Here is a 16,608-nt window from a genome sequence, read left to right as displayed (position 1 = left end):
GGCGCGATCCAGCATCTGGCCGGCATGAAAGACAGCCGCGTCATCGTCGCCATCAACAAGGACGAAGAAGCGCCGATCTTCCAGGTTGCCGATTATGGCCTCGTCGGTGATCTCTTCACCGTGCTGCCGGAGCTGCAGAAGGCTCTCTGATCGTTTACGAAGCGGCGGGCTGGTCTCGCCGCTTCTTCGTTTTACGACCCGTCCCAGTCGGAGACACTGTCTCGCCACCGGGGCGGGTTCTTTGTCAGCGGCGGGCAATTTTAGCGGCAAGGCGCGATTGCAGGCTCGACAGACCATTTGGCAAGAATTTTGGATTGCATTTTAGGCGGACAGCCTATCATCTGCTGGATGAGCCTTTTGCAATTCGAAGCGCAGTTTTGCGCTTGCCGCAAAAAGAAATGCTCGACAGGCCCCTTTGGGGAGGATGAAGGAGTTACTACGGTGGCAATCAAGACGGTTGGTATAGTCGGCGCGGGTCAGATGGGTGGCGGCATCGCCCATGTCTGCGCTCTGGCAGGTTTTAGTGTGCTTTTGCACGACGCTGCGCCAGACCGGCTGGAAAAGGGCATTGCCACCATCAACGGCAATATGGCGCGTCAGGTTTCTTCCGGCAAATTGCAGGAAGAAGAGCGCGCAGCAGCCATGAAGCTGATCCGTGCTGCAAATTCGATGGAAGACCTTGCGGGCGTTGATCTGGCCATTGAAGCGGCAACGGAAGACGAAACCGTCAAGCGCAAGATTTTCGCGCAGCTCTGCCCGATCCTGAACCCGCAGGCCATTCTGGCGACCAACACTTCGTCGATCTCCATCACGCGGCTTGCCTCGACGACGGACCGTCCGGAGCGTTTCATCGGTATTCACTTCATGAATCCGGTGCCGGTGATGAAGCTGGTGGAGCTGGTGCGCGGCATCGCCACCGATGAAGACACGTTCCGCAAGTCGAAGGATTTCGTGCAGGCGCTCGGCAAGACGGTAACAGTTGCCGAGGATTTCCCGGCATTCATCGTCAACCGCATCCTGCTGCCGATGATCAACGAGGCGATCTATACGCTTTACGAAGGCGTGGGCAGCGTCGAAGCCATCGATACGGCCATGAAACTCGGTGCCAACCATCCGATGGGCCCATTGCAGCTCGCAGACTTCATCGGTCTCGACACCTGTCTTTCGATCATGCAGGTGCTGCATGACGGCCTTGCGGATTCCAAGTATCGCCCGTGCCCGCTGCTGGTCAAATATGTCGAAGCAGGCTGGCTTGGTCGTAAGACGGGCCGCGGCTTCTACGATTATCGCGGCGAGCATCCAGTGCCGACGCGCTGATAGCGCCATAGCCATTCAATCTAAAAGCCGGTTTCGACCGGCTTTTTTTGTGAGAATTTTCAACTGTGACAAGTTTCAGGCACCTGTGGAAAACCTGAATATCGTTACTATTAACTTACCGTTAACGATACCGATTTAGCACTTATTCATCTTTGATCGTTAAAGTTTTCATTAAGATGTTCGGAAGTGAAGCTTACTTCACAAGCTCACATTGAGCGCAGTGAACATCCTTTCGAACATGATTTAGATGAAGGTGAAAGCGATGAGCATTCTTGTTCAGCTGCGTGACAGCGTTAATGTCATCCGCGAGTTCGTCGCACCGAGCTATCGGCCCGAGCGCCATTACATGCGCGGACCTGGCCCGGCTTGCGAAGCACGCACGCGCCACTAAAGTGCATTTCGATCTGATTATATCGGGTCGGACTGTGCTCTAAGCCTCTCCCAAGGCACCCCAGAATGAAATAAAGCCAGAACGGTCGCCCGCTCTGGCTTTTTGCTTTTCTGAAACCAGGCTTCGATAAAGCCGATTATTCCAGACCTTCAAACAGCGCCGTCGAAAGATAGCGTTCTGCAAAGGAAGGAATGATGATGACAATGTTCTTGCCAGCATTTTCCGGGCGTTTGCCGACCTCAATCGCAGCGGTGAGCGCTGCGCCAGACGAGATGCCGACCGGAATGCCTTCGATACGGGCAATCAGGCGCGCATTGGCAAAGGAATCCTCATTCGAGACCTGAACGACTTCATCGTAAATGCCGGTGTCGAGCGTCTTCGGTGCAAAGCCTGCGCCGATGCCCTGAATCTTGTGCGGGCCGGGCGTGCCGCCGGACAGGACAGGGGAATCCTTGGGTTCTACAGCGATCACCTTGAAGGAAGGCTTGCGCGCCTTGATCACCTGACCGACGCCGGTGATGGTGCCGCCAGTGCCGATGCCGGAGATCAGAATGTCGGCCTCGCCATTGGTATCGTTCCAGATTTCTTCCGCCGTCGTGCGGCGATGGATTTCCGGATTGGCAGGGTTTTCAAACTGCTGCGGAATGATGGCGTTCGGGTTGCCTTCGGCGATTTCCTCAGCCTTGGCGATCGCGCCCTTCATGCCCTTCGCGCCTTCGGTCAGCACCAGTTCGGCGCCAAGCAGTTTGAGCAGCTTGCGGCGTTCCACCGACATGGTTTCCGGCATGGTCAGCACAAGGCGATAGCCTTTGGCCGCTGCGGCAAAGGCAAGCGCAATACCGGTATTGCCGGAGGTCGGCTCGACGAAAACCGTCTTGCCGGGCACGGCCTTGCCCTGTTCTTCAAGCGCTTCGATCAGCGCAAGGCCGATACGATCCTTGACGCTTGCCAGCGGATTGAAGAATTCCAGCTTTACCAGAAGGTTCGCGACCACGCCGTTTTCCTTGGCAAATTTATCAATGCGGACAAGCGGCGTGTTGCCGATTGTTTCCAGAATCGAGCCGTAAACACGGCCGCGTCCTGCAGTTTCGTTGCTCTTCGAGCCAAGGGGTTTGTTCATAGCGTAATCTCCCTTCATGTTGCGCAAAGTTTAAGAGGAAACAGCGCAAAAGCATAGCTGGACATATGCGCTTGATGGATCATGTTTAGAATTATATTCTATATAATCGAATTTTTTAAAAGTGAATTCCATCATAATTGGGAGTGGGCGTATTAGCTTATCTGGAAGGATATTGATCCGCGTCAATGCATTAGCTTGGGTAAGGCGCGCATAATTAAGTTATCAGGCAACCAGGAGACCAAGAGATGTACAAGAACATTCTGATCGCGACCGATGGGTCGGAACTCGCAGAAAAGGGCGTGGATCAGGGCGTGGAACTGGCGAAGGAAACGGGCGCGAAACTGACTTTCGTATCGGTGACCGAACTTCTGCCGTCCTATGGCATCGTCGTTGCGGCGGAATGGGCATCGAGCCCGGTTGCTTTTCAGGAATATCGCGAAGCAATCACCAAGGCTGCAACCGAGATCCTGACCAAAGCCAGGGACAAGGCGAAAGCCGCAGGCGTGACCGCTGAAGCGGTGCATGTCGAAAACCAGTCGCCCGCGCAAGGCATTGTGGAAGCGGCGAAATCCCATGGCAGCGACCTGATCATCATTTCCTCGCATGGTCGTCGCGGCGTCAACAAGCTCCTGCTCGGCAGTCAGGCGGCGGAAGTCCTGTCGCTCAGCACTGTGCCTGTGCTGGTGATCAAGTAATTGGCAGCTATTTGTTTTCTTTTGGGTGTTTCTCGCGGGTTCAGCGATTACCCGTGAGGGGCAAACAACGAAAGAAGATTGCCGATGACCTCTGTTAAGCTCCTCTTGTCCGCCTATCTGGTTGGGCAAGAGGAGTTTGGCTTTTCAGGAGGTCGTCATGACTGCGCCGCGTCCTTACAAGACCCACTTGGGCAACCACCTGCTTCATCCCGAAACACAAATGCTGAATTACGGCTATGACCCGGAGCTTTCCGAGGGCGCGGTCAAGCCGCCGGTTTTTCTGACGTCGACCTTCGTTTTCAAGACTGCCGAGGATGGGCGCGATTTCTTCGATTTCGTTTCCGGACGCAAGGAGCCGCCCGCAGGTGTGGGCGCGGGACTGGTCTATTCACGCTTCAATCATCCCAACAGCGAAATCGTCGAAGACCGTCTGGCGGTCTATGAGGGGGCCGAGAGTTCGGCGCTGTTTTCGTCCGGCATGTCAGCCATTGCGACAACGCTTTTTGCCTTCGCACGCCCCGGCGATGTCATTCTGCATTCGCAGCCGCTTTATGGCGGCACTGAAACGCTTTTGGCTAAAACGTTTCTGAATTTCGGTGTAGAGGCGGTGGCCTTCGCCGATGGCGTGCATGAAACGGCGATCGAAAAGGCAGCAGAGGAAGCCTTGGCCAAGGGGCGCGTTTCGGTCATCCTGATTGAAACACCGGCCAACCCGACCAATAGTCTGGTCGATATTGCCGCTATCCGGCGTGTGGCTGAAAAGATCGAGCAACGGCAGGGACATCGTCCAATCATCGCCTGTGACAATACCTTGCTGGGGCCGGTATTCCAGAAGCCGCTCGATCACGGTGCGGATTTATCGGTTTATTCGCTGACCAAATATGTCGGCGGCCATTCCGATCTGATTGCGGGCGCGGTGCTCGGCTCCAAATCCGTTGTCAGGCAGGTCAAGGCCTTGCGCGGCGCCATCGGCACGCAGCTCGATCCGCATTCCTGCTGGATGCTTGGGCGTTCGCTGGAAACGCTTGGCCTGCGTATGGAACGGGCGAACAGCAATGCGCGAGCGATTGCCGAATTCCTGCGCGATCATCCGAAGGTCGAAAAGCTGCATTATCTGCCATTTGAGGATGAAAAATCCGATGTCGGCGCATTGTTCAAGCGGCAATGCACGGGCGCTGGCTCCACATTCTCGTTCGACATCAAGGGCGGACAGGCAGCAGCGTTTCGCTTCCTCAATGCGCTTCAGATATTGAAGCTGGCGGTCAGTCTGGGGGGCACGGAATCGCTTGCTAGCCACCCGGCGGCAATGACCCATTCCGGTGTTCCGATTGAAGTGCGCGAGCGCATCGGTGTGCTGGAATCGACCATTCGCCTGTCCATCGGTATCGAGCATCCAGATGATCTGATTGCCGATCTCGCTCAGGCGCTGGAAGCAGCCTGATCTGGTGTGACGAATCAAAGCCGGAGGTCGTGAGGAGCGGCCCCGGTTTTCGAGGACCTGCATCGTCATCCCGAAATCGGCTTTGAGGAAAACACGCTGCGGGCGTGGTGGCCGATATGGATGCGCTGCCGATCGATGAAATCTCTAGTGTGTCGGGCGCCTATATCAATGTGCAGCACGCCGGCAAGGCTACCCTTCACGACCCGGCTTTTATGCTCGATCCTGCTTGTCGGTTGGTCGATCTATGCGCTGATCGTGGAAACCCTGCTGCCGGTGAATTAGGGGCTTTTCATAAGAGGGGTTTCGTCTCCAGCCTAATGGCGATAATCGATCTCGGATAGCAGCTCCTGCAATTGCGGGGTTGCTGTTGTTTCGGACCAGCTGCCGCTGTTGCCGAGGCTGCGGAATGTTGCGCCTGCGGCCAGTGCGATTTCGTTCGGCAGTTCCGCATCGGCGAGCATCACCGCCAGCGCTTCCATTTCTTCCGCACGACGCAGGATGTGGCGTGGATAAGTCGACACCAGCTTGCCGAGGTCAGATAGCGTGCCGCCCAGATGATGGCCGATCAGCTCGAACAGCGGATCGGTCACGCCAAAGGCATTGGCCGTGTTGGCCGTTTCGAACAAAGCAGCGGCCACGGTTTTGTTGAACCCGGCAAATGCCATTTTGAAAACGGATGCTCGCGCGATGTCTTCGCCAAGCGAGATGACAGGCAGCAAGTCTTCAAACAAGGTCTCCAGAGGCTTTGTGTCGGGTCCGCTGGCATAGATGCTGCCTTCGTCGCCAAGATGCGAGGCGCGGCCAATGATGCATGCATTGCAGAAGGGAAGCGAAGCATCGCCGAAAGCTGTGTTCAAGTGCTCGGCATCGGCGGGTGTCTTGGCATTCATATCGATGAAGAATGGTGCGGCCCCTTGTTCGCGACAGGCCGCGATTGCTTGGGAGGCGACATCGATCACTGCTGATGGTGGCACAAGCGACAGCACAATGTCGCTGTCCGTAACGGCGGAAGCCATGTCGTCGCGCATCTCGACACCAATGGACTGCGCCGTCTTTTGTGTCCGCTCGCTGCGCCCGCCCAGCGGGCTTATCACCTTATGTCCAGCGGATATCAGCAGTCTGGCGAAAGCGCCGCCCATATCACCGGGATAGAGAAGAGTGATCGTGGTCATCATAAGCCTCCTGATGGTTTCGTGGCTTCCGGAGAGGTCTTGCGCGCCGTGCTGGCGCCGAACAATGCCAACCCGCCGAGAACGGAAATAACGGCATAGATTTCGAAAGCGAACGTATAGCTGCCCGTCATGTCGAACAGCAGTGCCGCGAGCATCGGGCCACCAATGCCAGAAATCATCACCATCGGCGTGACGACGCCCATGATGGCGCCCTGGTTTTTACGACCGAACAGCGAGGCCAGCAGAAATGGCATCATCATGATGAGCCCACCTGCCGACAAGCCGCTCAATACGCCATATCCCAGTTGCAGGTGCCAGATACTGTCCGCATTGATGAAGAGGATCAGGCCGATTGCCTGCATTGCCGAAAGGCAGAGGATCACCAGTCGGGTCGGGAACTGATCGGCGATGAAGCCGGTGAGCAATTTGCCCAGAATGGCGCAGATACTATAGGTCATGATCACGCTGCCCGCTTCGGCGGTATTGAAACCCAGCGACTGTGCCGCCGGAATCTTGTGCAGCAAAGCGCCTTTCAGCACGAAGTCGGTCAGATTCCAGCCGATCATCAGAAACCAGAAACCCGACGAACGCATTGCGTCTCCCACAGTCAGATCGGGGCTGGTGTCTGTCGTTCTGGCTGTTTTGTCCGGATCTTCGCCGAAAGGCTTCAACCCCATGTCGGCGGGCTCGCGGCGCAGGACGAAGATTGCCAGCGGCACCAGAATGAGAATTGGCAGGAAGCCGAGAACGAACCAGGTTGAGCGCCAGTCGGAAATAGACAAGAGCCAGATGATCAAAGGCGACATCAAGATGCCGCCCAGATTGGCTCCCGACGATACCAGACCGGTCGCTCGACCGCGTTGCGCCGAGAACCACTTGGCGATCAGCGGAAAAACCAGCGCATTGGAGAGGCCTGCAACGCCGACACCGCCAATGACGCCGAAGATCAGGACAAATTGCCAGAAGGTCTGTGCGACGGACGTGAGGCTGAAGGACAGGCCGACAAGAACCGCTCCGACGATCATCACAGTTCTGGGGCCTCGCTGATCAACCCAGCGGCCAACGAGGGGAGCGGCTAATCCGGCGACGAGTTCACGAAAGGCGATAACCCCGGTAATCTGCGTATTGGACCAGCCAAGCTCCTCACGTGCCGGATTGATGATGAAGCCCATTGTCTGGAAGCCGATACCGGCTCGAATACACGAGATGGCGAGGCAGGCCAGGGCAATATACCAGGCATAATGAATGTGGCTTAGCTTACGCATAACACGGTCCTCGGAGCAGTTTGAGGCGGGTACGGATGCGGAGCCCAAAGCGGAAAATGCACACAGGTGCCCATTGCCAATGCTTAAGCATCGGTTCGCGTAGCTCTTCGACGTGATGGTTTAATCAGAGGACGCGGGTGCCGCGCTGCCGTGAAGGGCGAGTGGGTGCAGCATGGCTGCACCCTTGAGCGATAAATGCCTTACGCGCTCACGACATCGTCCCTTTCCATTCTGGAAAGGGCAGACATCTTCTTTGCAGAAGCAGGAGCCACCATCGGGTAATCGGTGGGCAAGTTCCATTTGCGCCTGTACGCATCAGGCGTCAGACCGAAGCGGCTCATCAAGGCGCGCTTGAGGGTTTTGTAGCGACGACCATCTTCGAGGCAAATGATGTAATCTTCGAAGATCGATTCCTTGGGGTCTACCGAAGGTATTGCGGGAGCTTCCTTGGGAGAAAAACTCGATGATCCCGATAAGCCGCCGATGCATTGGCACACATCTGTGATAACACTCAGTAGTTCTTCAGAGGTCATCTGATTCTTATTAACATATGAAGTTATAATATTATTAGCTAGCTTCACATGCAAAATTCTATTTCCATTGATATATTCTTTATCTGCGTTTTCCATAATGTATCGCCAGATTGGAGGGGGATTATATTTTATCAACATTTTATAGATGGAGCTTGAATTCCGCTCGGTTCGAGCACGTCATCTCAATTTCCATGTTAAGTATCACCCTATTTGACTTTACAGTAAAGTAAAAATTAACATTACGTAATGTAGCAATCTACGGATTATGGTTGTGGTCAGCCTTGAAAGGTGTGGTCTGCCTTTGTGCAACCGATATCGTTTCCCGATCTGGCTCAATCAGATCGAGACGCGATCCAGCTCAGACGCAATGAAAACACTATCTGCCGATGGAGTGAGGGAGGGGCTGAATCTGATCGCGGCACATGCAAAAGCGCGATTAGCCTCAAATAGATTGAGGCGGGACGATATAGATTCGAGATTTGCATGGAAGTGGTGCGGGTGGTCGGAATCGAACCGACACTCCTTTCGGAACCGGATTTTGAGTCCGGCGCGTCTACCAGTTCCACCACACCCGCACAGGTCTGCCGAAGCAGTTTGATATGGTCCAGAATGGACAGCGGGTTGGGATATACCGGCTAAACGAAACGAGGTCAATTGCCCACAAGCGCAGGTTTTGGCGAGGAATGTCGATTGTTATGAATGGCCTGTGTAAAGCTGCGAGCTAAAGGCACCAAAGCGCGACACAGCATGGCTGTGTGACATGTTCTCAGGGAGATGCGGCGGTGAGGTGACGCGAAGCCGTCAAGCATTCTACGCTGCAGTGCCTCAAGCACGGCATCCAGTTCTGCATGGATGCGATCATCATATCCTGTCAGAAAACGCGGCGCGTTTTCGCAGGCAATCAGATCGCAACACTATCAACGGCAAGACCTTGCCGGGTCGATATGGCCTATCTGTGACGCAGGCCGTGTTCAACCACGTTCCACACCACGACGACCGCAATGAAGCCGAGCAGGATGTAATCAAGCGTGCTGATATAGTGGAAATATTCCATAGCGCATCTCCTTCCCATGGGAGGGCGCGATGGCGGTTGCGAACCAGACGAAAGCCGGTCCTGATTGTTATGACCCGGAACGCTCCGCACCTCTTGCGAGGTTGGAAATGCACCGGTGCGGACCTCCTCTTCCGCCTGTCATGCGCTCTCCCGAAAGCGATGATAACACGCCCTGAAAGCTTTCACAAACTGTTGATCTTGCCCGCTATTTCTATGGCCGGCAAAGCATCGCTCCAGAGCGGCATCAGTACGGCTGGATTGTCGAAACCGCTCTGGTTTTGTTCTTGCCCACGTCTTATCCGCAAATGGCTTTGCACTTTTCGGGACGTGTTCTAACTGCGATCCGTGAAGCTGCGAATGCGGTTGCGCACGATGCGTGCGAGATTGCGGGTCCGCTGATAGAGATGGATCTGCGATGCGGCCTGACGCGCAAGCCTGTCTGCACCGGGGTTCAGACCAACCACCAGTGTCTCAATGGTTTCGCGCTCCTGAAAGAGGCGCGTCATCACCGGATGGTCCGGCACGGCGCAGGAATCCGTTCTGAGGATATTCGGGTCGTTGAGATGGCTTTTCGCGACTTCAATCATGAGCAGAACGCCGGGCGAAAAAGCCTGAAGGCTTTCGTCGTAAGCGGTTTTCCATGTCCATGCTTCACCCGCAACGGTGAAGACGGTCAGGATGGCGATGACGCGCCCGTCCAGCTCCAGCGTGTGGACACGCACGCAATCGCGTTCGGCGAGATTGTTGACTGCCTCGCGCGCAAAGGCGGCACGGAAGCGGTCCACCGCCATGGCTGTGCCGCGCTTTCCTTTCCAGCCATTGGCTTCCAGCGAAAGAAAATGTTCGAAAGACTGCCGCACTTCATCCGGGGTGCGATAGATGCGGTGGGCGAGTTCACCCTTGTCGGCAAGACGCCGCCACAGACGCTGGTAGTCGCGGCGGTGTTGGCCGCCGATGGCCTGCTGGATGTAGCTGTCGCCGTCGAGGTCGCTCTTGAGGAACGGGCGCTCTTTCTGTTCGATGGCGACGACCGGCAGTTGCCGTCCGACCGCGACCGAGCGGATGAGCTTTGCCGCAGCGCCATTGGCGCGCATTTCAGGCAAAACCAGCACGTTGGGCAGTTTGAGGTGGTCGCGCGCCAGAATATCGAACAGGTCTTCCACCACGCCGACCGGGTCGTCGTGGTCGATGAGTGGTGTACCTTGCGGGCCGAAAGGTGTTGACCAGGCACGGATGACCGGGGTGGACAGCGGAAGGCCGGGACGCTCGATCGTATAAGGCATCACAAAGCGCAGGCGACTGCGGATTTCGTTTTCGTCGCGCATGACCATGAAGCGGACCTCGCGATCTTCAAGCCGCGGCATGGCGGGGGCCAGAAAGCGGGCGTTGAAGAAGACATTCGGCTCGATAGTCCGGTTGCTCAGGTGATCCAGCTCGTCGCGCAGCTCGAAACCAGCTGCCGCACCGTAGATCGCCAGCTTGCGCGGGATATCGCGGCTGTGAAGGCTTTCCTCCAGCTTCTTGGCGGCATCCATGGCGGTGACTGTATCGGACAGTTCCGAAACGATGCGCGCTGCGTTTCCGCCTGCGGATTCTTCAAGCAAAGGTTTTGCGGCCATTACAAAATACCCTCCGGGCTATTGTCTCGATCTCGGGGGATGAGAATGAACATAGCGATATGCATGGTGCGAGAAACGGCTGTCGAAAGCAGTGTTGCTTCCATCAGCATGGCGATGGCTGTCGAAATGGCGGCGCCGGTCAGGCCGAAGCGTGGGATCAGCACCAGATTGAGAATGACATTCACGGCTAGCGTTACGGCATAGAGCAGGGCGCAGATGTTCTGCTTGCCCGACATGTTGAGCAGGCTTTCCGCCGGTCCCACACTGGAGCGGGCAATCACGCCGATGATCAGAATGAACAGAAGCGGATAGCCTGTCGTGAAGGCCGGGCCGAACAGCCGCAGCAGCGGATATCCGGCCATCAGGATGACGATGCCGAGGACGAGCGTGGGCCAGAAGGTCCAGCGAACGGAAGCCTGCGCAAAGCTTGCAAACTCTCGCCGGTCGCCGCTGTGCAACAGATCGGAATAACGCTGGGCCACGCTGGCTTTCACAGCGAAATAGACGAAATGAGCGAGCGCCATGATCTTGGTGGTGGCGAAATAGATCGCTACATGTTCGGGGTCCATCTCGCGACCCACCATCAGAACATCGACATTGATGAGCAGGAAGAAGAAGCCCTCGACGAGGAAGATCGGCAAGGCGACCGTCATCCATTCACGTAGGCGCTGGTCGCGCTCTGCGGGCGGGATATTCTTTTGCAGCGAGCGGTCGACCGTGAAAAACTGTCCTACCGTGGTGATCCACGTTGCGACAATCGATACGGCAAGGGCAGTTGCAGCGGTTGATGGCAAGCCTGAAACATGCGCCACGATCATGAACAGAAGCACGAGAAGCGGGCGCACAATATAGCTTGGCGTCAGCGCCATGGTGACCCAGGTGCGCGACCGGGCAATGCCGTCCAGCATATTGCCGAGCGTGATCATGGGCAGGCAGATGAAGCCCAGAATGAATGGCACCAGATAATAGCTGGAGATTTGATCCTTCAGCAGCCAGAGCGCGAGCGAGCCGATCAGCGCAATGACGGTTGCGGAGGCAAAGGCAAATGCGCGTCCGGTAAACAGGATGCCACGGACCAGACCGAACATCTGGCGCTGAACATATTCCGGCACATAGCGAATGATGGTGGTGTGCAGGCCGAAGCAGGCGAGATCGCCGATGATGATCATCGTCAGCCAGACAAGAACGAAGATGCCATATTCGAATTCGCCCATCCAGCGGGCAAGGATGACTTGCGACAGGAGCGCGATGGCGGCGCTGGCCACACGGACAGAAAAGGCGACCAGCGATGCGCGCTGCGCAGCGGCCTGCGGACCGCTGTCGGTCAGCACGGAATCCAGTCGCTCCGTCACAGGACGAAGTCTGGCCGCGATGGTGCCGGGTAAAAACCGGCCCGCTGCTTCAGCTGCCGAAAACCACACGTCTTTGCCAACCCTGTTATGCGCCGCCCTTATGAATGAGCGTTTCGCTTGTTTGCGCCGGGATTTTCCCGGTCTTGCTGTCTGTTTTCTCGCATATCCTAACCGAAACCTGTTTCAAGTTTTTCGGGATATGTTCGAATTCTTGCATCTGCCTGATGAGAGGCCCATGACCGGACATTAGATGGGAGTCCTTTAAAAAGGGAAAAAGGAAAAATCCAGCGAAAGATTTGGCGCGGAAACTGCAAGAATGGTGAGTATTTCCTAAATCCCGATCGTATATGCTTACTGTCTAATTAAAGCATCTGCTTAAAGATGGCAAAGCAGGTTTATCTGCGCCGTTATGGACGCGGGCCAGTATTCTTGGCCGCTATAGCATGTCTTGTGAGATTACAATGTTGCTGCACCGGTCTTCCCGCCTGCGGGGACAGGTGCAAAGAAAAACCCCGGCGTGATAAGCGCCGGGGTTTTTGTCATTCGTCTTATTCGAAAGCACCGTGGCAATGCTTGTATTTCTTGCCTGATCCACACGGGCAGGCCTCGTTGCGGCTAACCTTGCCCCATGTGCGGGGGTCGGCTGGATCGCGGTCCGCTGCCGGGACAACGCGCTCATCGTGCTGATGATCGGTCCAGGCAGCATCGTCGAAATCGTTCTGCCCCGTCGTCTCGTCAATGTGGCGGCCTTGCATGACCGGCAATTCCGGCTCCTGCGGTGCCTCGCGGACGATTTCAACGCGCATCAACTGCGAGATAACCACTTCGCGCAGGTTCGACAGCATGGACTGGAACAGTTCGAAGGCTTCAGTCTTGTATTCGTTCAGCGGGTCGCGCTGGGCATAACCGCGGAAGCCGACGACCGAGCGCAGATGGTCGAGATTGACCAGATGCTCGCGCCACAGATTGTCGAGCGACTGCATGATGACCGACTTTTCAACATAGGTCATGATCTGCGGTCCGAAGCGTTCGGCGCGGTCGGCAGCGGCCTTGTCGGCGGCTTCCTTGATGCGGTTCTCGAACTCTTCTTCGGCGATGCCTTCTTCCTTGGCCCATTCCTCGACCGGCAGGTCGAGATTGAGCTTGGTGACGACATCTTCCTTCAGTCCGGCAATATCCCACTTTTCCGCATAGGCGTCCTTGGGGATACGCAGGGCGACGATGTCCTCGATAACCTCATGGCGCATTTCTGCGACCGTTTCGGTCAGGTCCGGCTCGTCCATCATTTCCAGACGTTGTTCGAAGATCACCTTGCGCTGATCGTTCATCACGTCGTCGTACTTGAGCAGGTTCTTACGAATTTCGAAGTTGCGTGCTTCGACCTTCTTCTGAGCCTTTTCGAGCGCCTTGTTGATCCAGGGATGGACGATGGCTTCGTCTTCCTTCAGACCGAGCTTCTGCAGCATGCCATCCATACGGTCGGAGCCGAAGATGCGCATCAGGTCGTCCTGCAAGGACAGGAAGAACTTGGAACGGCCCGGATCGCCCTGACGGCCGGAACGGCCACGCAGCTGGTTGTCGATACGGCGGCTTTCGTGGCGCTCGGTGGCGAGAACATAAAGTCCGCCTGCGGCAAGCGCCTTTTCTTTCAGCTGTGCGATATCGGCCTTGATCTCGGCGATCTTGGCTTCGCGTTCCGCACCTTCCGGAATATCGGCCAGTTCCTGACGAACGCGCATTTCCAGATTGCCGCCGAGCTGGATGTCGGTACCGCGACCAGCCATGTTGGTGGCGATGGTGACGGTGCCCGGCACGCCGGCCTGTGCGATGATGTAAGCTTCCTGCTCGTGATAGCGGGCGTTCAGGACCTGGAAGTCCTTGATGCCTTCCTTGCGCAGACGCTCGGCCAGAAGTTCCGACTTTTCGATCGAGGTCGTGCCGACAAGGATCGGCTGACCCTTTTCGTGCGATGCACGAATATCGCGAACGATGGCTTTGTATTTCTCTTCGACGGTGCGGTAAACCTCGTCGTCCTCGTCGATACGCTGCACAGGCAGGTTGGTCGGGATTTCGAGAACTTCGAGACCGTAAATATTGCCGAACTCTTCCGCTTCGGTGGCAGCCGTACCGGTCATGCCGGAGAGCTTGTTATACATGCGGAAATAGTTCTGGAAGGTGATCGAGGCCAGCGTCTGGTTTTCCGGCTGGATCGTCACATGTTCCTTGGCTTCCAGTGCCTGGTGCAGGCCTTCCGAATAACGGCGGCCCGGCATCATGCGACCGGTGAATTCGTCAATGATGACGATTTCGTCGTTGCGGACGATGTAGTCCTTGTCGCGCTGGAACAGCTTGTGAGCGCGCAACGCATTGTTCAGATGGTGAACCACGGCGACATTCTCGATGTCGTAGAGGCTTTCACCCTTCAGATGACCTGCGGCTTCCAGAAGCTGCTCGACCTTTTCGGTGCCGACTTCGGTGAAGATGGCAGTCTTCTGCTTCTCGTCGACTTCGTAATCTTCGTCTGCCAGCGGCGGAATGAAGGTGTCGATAAGGTTGTAAAACTCCGAGCGATCTTCCAGCGGGCCGGAAATGATCAGCGGCGTGCGCGCTTCGTCGATGAGGATCGAATCCACTTCGTCGACGATGGCGTAATTGTGCGGGCGCTGCACCATCTGGGCGCGCTCATACTTCATGTTATCGCGCAGATAATCGAAGCCGAGTTCGTTATTCGTGCCGTATGTGATGTCGCAGGCATAGGCCTCGCGACGCTCATCATCGTCCAGACCGTGCTTGATGACGCCGACCGTCAGGCCGAGGAAATTGTAAAGACGACCCATCGTCTCCGCATCGCGGGTGGCGAGGTAGTCGTTGACCGTCACGACATGAACGCCCTTGCCTTCAATCGCGTTGAGGTAGACGGGCAGGGTCGCCATCAACGTCTTGCCTTCACCGGTGCGCATTTCGGCGATGCCGCGTTCATGCAACACCATGCCGCCGATCAGCTGCACATCGAAGGGACGCATGCCCAATATGCGCTTGGCGGCTTCACGCGCGGTCGCAAAAGCGTCGGGCAGAATGGCGTCGAGCGTCTTTCCTTCAGCCAGTGCGGCGCGGAATTCGGCGGTCTTGGCCTGAAGCTGCTCATTGGTGAGCGTTTCGTAATTCTTCTCAAGCGCGGTAATTTGCTCCGCACGCTGACGCAGGGTCTTTACCTGGCGGTCGTTGGATGAACCGAATATCTTGCGGGCGAGGCCGCCAAAGCTGACCATCTCTGGTCCTTTCCTGTCCGTTCAGCCGGAAGCGCTTCCGGCAATGTCGAATGCTTTATTCACGCGTATTGAAACAAATGCAAGAAAAGTACACCGCTAAAGCAGCCCTTCAAGGCGCAATTTTGGCGCAATTTCCCCCCGCTACTCGCCGAGCGTCCAAACCCCGGCAGATTTGCAGGGTATCGCTGGAAACACTCTGGACGCAAAGCCGAAGGACAGATAAGTGGGGCTTAGGGCGATGTCAACGTTGCTCAACAGGCCGGAAATCCCGCTCTTTCGTGACAGGGTGGCGGTATCCGGGCCAAATTCCGCCGCATTCATCGGGCCGGTAAGCGGTCTCGAAGGAGAGAATCTCATATGAAAGCCATTCTCAAAGCCCCTTATCGCAAGGCTCTCGCTGTTCTTGCGGCATCCGCTGCCCTCGCAAGCCTCTCCGGCGCGGCCTCGTTCGCGCAGGACGCGGCGCCCAAGCCTGCGGATGCGGCACAGACTGCAGCCGCTCCGGCTGAAAAAGAAGATCCGGCAAAGGTTCTGGCAACCGTCAACGGCAAGGACATCACTGTCGGCGACGTTGATCAGGCCGCTGGCGATCTTGATCCGCAGTTTGCCCGCCTTCCGGCTGAACAGCGCCGTCTGGCAGCCTTGGCCGCGCTGATCGACATCAAGGCGATGTCGGCGGAAGCGGAAAAGGAAAAGCTCGACCAGACCGACGAGTTCAAAGCCCGTCTGGCTTTCCTGCGTGAACGCGCCCTGCACAACGAATATTTCAAGGACGCCATCGTCGACAAGATCAGCGATGCCGATATTCGCGCTCGCTACGACAAGGAAATTGCCGCCATGCCGCCTCAGGTTGAGGTGCGTGCGCGTCACATTCTCGTGAAGACGAAGGAAGAAGCCGAAGCCATTATCAAGAAGCTCGCCGGTGGTGCGAAGTTCGAAGATCTGGCCAAGGAAAGCTCCACGGACGGTTCCGCTGCCAATGGCGGCGATCTCGGTTATTTCACCGAAGGCCAGATGGTTCCGGAATTCGAAAAGGCAGCCTTTGCGCTCAAGCCTGGCGAATATACGAAGGAGCCGGTGCAGACCCAGTTCGGCTTCCACGTCATTCAGCTCGAAGACCGCCGCACCAAGCAGCCGCCTGCATTCGATCAGGTCAAGGAACAGATCCGTTCGATCATTCTGCGTGAGCGTTATGTCGAAACGGTCAAGAAGCTCCGCGACGGGATGAAGATCGACTACAAGGATCCGGCCGTCGAAAAGGCGATGAAGGATGCAGCCGCCGCACAGGATGCTGGCGAAACGGGCGACGCGCCTGAAGGCGAACAGCCGCAGCAGTAAACTTTTTAAAAAACTTAAACGCCCCGGTCTTCCGGGGCGTTT

12 protein-coding genes, 1 tRNA gene and 1 pseudogene are annotated in these 16,608 nt (G+C 56.4%); 6 read left to right on the top strand and 8 right to left on the bottom strand.

All coding sequences use genetic code 11. The annotated features are described in order from the left end of the window. The 3 genes and pseudogenes from FHW00_RS23135 to FHW00_RS24640 all read left to right on the top strand — a co-directional run. Nucleotides 1-150, top strand: a pseudogene (locus FHW00_RS23135) (electron transfer flavoprotein subunit alpha/FixB family protein); the annotation flags it as partial. A gap of 291 nt (nucleotides 151-441) precedes the next feature. Beyond that, complete coding sequence (locus FHW00_RS23130; RefSeq protein ID WP_078341045.1) at nucleotides 442-1,317, top strand: 3-hydroxybutyryl-CoA dehydrogenase; 876 nt, start codon at nucleotides 442-444, stop codon at nucleotides 1,315-1,317. A 262-nt stretch (nucleotides 1,318-1,579) separates the two neighbouring features. Next, the gene (locus tag FHW00_RS24640) at nucleotides 1,580-1,708 is read left to right on the top strand and encodes a hypothetical protein (RefSeq protein WP_268898867.1); all 129 of its coding nucleotides are present in this window, start codon (nucleotides 1,580-1,582) and stop codon (nucleotides 1,706-1,708) included. 136 nt (nucleotides 1,709-1,844) lie between these two features. Here FHW00_RS24640 and cysK read toward each other — a convergent pair whose 3' ends face one another. Further along, nucleotides 1,845-2,828 carry a cysteine synthase A gene (gene cysK / locus FHW00_RS23125; RefSeq protein ID WP_078341044.1) on the bottom strand — a complete coding sequence of 328 codons (984 nt, stop codon included), beginning with the start codon at nucleotides 2,826-2,828 and terminating at the stop codon, nucleotides 1,845-1,847. A gap of 245 nt (nucleotides 2,829-3,073) precedes the next feature. Between cysK and FHW00_RS23120 the strand changes: the two genes are divergently transcribed. Next, nucleotides 3,074-3,523, top strand: coding sequence for a universal stress protein (locus tag FHW00_RS23120; RefSeq protein WP_078341043.1), 450 nt, complete (start codon nucleotides 3,074-3,076; stop codon nucleotides 3,521-3,523). Nucleotides 3,524-3,680: 157 nt separating this feature from the next. Further along, nucleotides 3,681-4,964: a cystathionine gamma-synthase family protein gene (locus FHW00_RS23115; protein WP_078341042.1), complete on the top strand. Its 1,284-nt coding sequence runs from the start codon at nucleotides 3,681-3,683 to the stop codon at nucleotides 4,962-4,964. A 314-nt stretch (nucleotides 4,965-5,278) separates the two neighbouring features. Here the strand turns inward: FHW00_RS23115 and FHW00_RS23110 are convergent, their stop codons facing one another. The 7 genes from FHW00_RS23110 to secA all read right to left on the bottom strand — a co-directional run bounded on the left by FHW00_RS23110 (nucleotide 5,279) and on the right by secA (nucleotide 15,228). Continuing rightward, nucleotides 5,279-6,136 (bottom strand): NAD(P)-binding domain-containing protein, encoded by an 858-nt coding sequence (locus FHW00_RS23110; RefSeq protein WP_162762701.1) that lies wholly within the window; start codon nucleotides 6,134-6,136, stop codon nucleotides 5,279-5,281. Then, a complete protein-coding gene (locus FHW00_RS23105) occupies nucleotides 6,136-7,401 on the bottom strand; it encodes an MFS transporter (RefSeq protein WP_078341040.1) in 1,266 nt (421 codons plus the stop codon). Before FHW00_RS23105 ends, FHW00_RS23110 begins: the two co-directional genes overlap by 1 nt. A gap of 200 nt (nucleotides 7,402-7,601) precedes the next feature. After that, nucleotides 7,602-8,030 carry a MucR family transcriptional regulator gene (locus tag FHW00_RS23100; protein ID WP_176168379.1) on the bottom strand — a complete coding sequence of 143 codons (429 nt, stop codon included), beginning with the start codon at nucleotides 8,028-8,030 and terminating at the stop codon, nucleotides 7,602-7,604. 394 nt (nucleotides 8,031-8,424) lie between these two features. After that, nucleotides 8,425-8,509, bottom strand: a tRNA-Leu gene (locus FHW00_RS23095). 811 nt (nucleotides 8,510-9,320) lie between these two features. Beyond that, complete coding sequence (gene bspF, locus FHW00_RS23090) at nucleotides 9,321-10,607, bottom strand: type IV secretion system effector crotonyl transferase BspF (RefSeq protein WP_078341038.1); 1,287 nt, start codon at nucleotides 10,605-10,607, stop codon at nucleotides 9,321-9,323. Beyond that, nucleotides 10,607-12,028, bottom strand: a complete 1,422-nt coding sequence (locus FHW00_RS23085; protein WP_078341037.1) for a lipopolysaccharide biosynthesis protein — start codon at nucleotides 12,026-12,028, stop codon at nucleotides 10,607-10,609. The genes bspF and FHW00_RS23085 overlap by 1 nt, the downstream gene beginning before the upstream one ends. A 479-nt stretch (nucleotides 12,029-12,507) precedes the next feature. Then, nucleotides 12,508-15,228: a preprotein translocase subunit SecA gene (gene secA / locus FHW00_RS23080; protein WP_078341036.1), complete on the bottom strand. Its 2,721-nt coding sequence runs from the start codon at nucleotides 15,226-15,228 to the stop codon at nucleotides 12,508-12,510. A gap of 357 nt (nucleotides 15,229-15,585) precedes the next feature. Between secA and FHW00_RS23075 the strand changes: the two genes are divergently transcribed. Continuing rightward, nucleotides 15,586-16,566, top strand: a complete 981-nt coding sequence (locus tag FHW00_RS23075; protein WP_078341034.1) for a peptidylprolyl isomerase — start codon at nucleotides 15,586-15,588, stop codon at nucleotides 16,564-16,566. Nucleotides 16,567-16,608: the final 42 nt, after the last annotated feature.

The organism is Ochrobactrum sp. P6BSIII (assembly GCF_014138065.1).
GTDB lineage: Bacteria > Pseudomonadota > Alphaproteobacteria > Rhizobiales > Rhizobiaceae > Brucella.
This window is presented reverse-complemented; position numbering and strand designations above follow the sequence as displayed.

Coding starts and splice junctions, on each gene's coding strand:
- FHW00_RS24640 (WP_268898867.1), top strand. CDS start 1,580: ATGAGCATTCTTGTTCAGCTGCGTGACAGCGTTAATGTCATCCGCGAG.
- cysK (WP_078341044.1), bottom strand. CDS start 2,828: ATGAACAAACCCCTTGGCTCGAAGAGCAACGAAACTGCAGGACGCGGC.
- FHW00_RS23120 (WP_078341043.1), top strand. CDS start 3,074: ATGTACAAGAACATTCTGATCGCGACCGATGGGTCGGAACTCGCAGAA.
- FHW00_RS23115 (WP_078341042.1), top strand. CDS start 3,681: ATGACTGCGCCGCGTCCTTACAAGACCCACTTGGGCAACCACCTGCTT.
- FHW00_RS23110 (WP_162762701.1), bottom strand. CDS start 6,136: ATGACCACGATCACTCTTCTCTATCCCGGTGATATGGGCGGCGCTTTC.
- FHW00_RS23105 (WP_078341040.1), bottom strand. CDS start 7,401: ATGCGTAAGCTAAGCCACATTCATTATGCCTGGTATATTGCCCTGGCC.
- FHW00_RS23100 (WP_176168379.1), bottom strand. CDS start 8,030: ATGGAAAACGCAGATAAAGAATATATCAATGGAAATAGAATTTTGCAT.
- bspF (WP_078341038.1), bottom strand. CDS start 10,607: ATGGCCGCAAAACCTTTGCTTGAAGAATCCGCAGGCGGAAACGCAGCG.
- secA (WP_078341036.1), bottom strand. CDS start 15,228: ATGGTCAGCTTTGGCGGCCTCGCCCGCAAGATATTCGGTTCATCCAAC.
- FHW00_RS23075 (WP_078341034.1), top strand. CDS start 15,586: ATGAAAGCCATTCTCAAAGCCCCTTATCGCAAGGCTCTCGCTGTTCTT.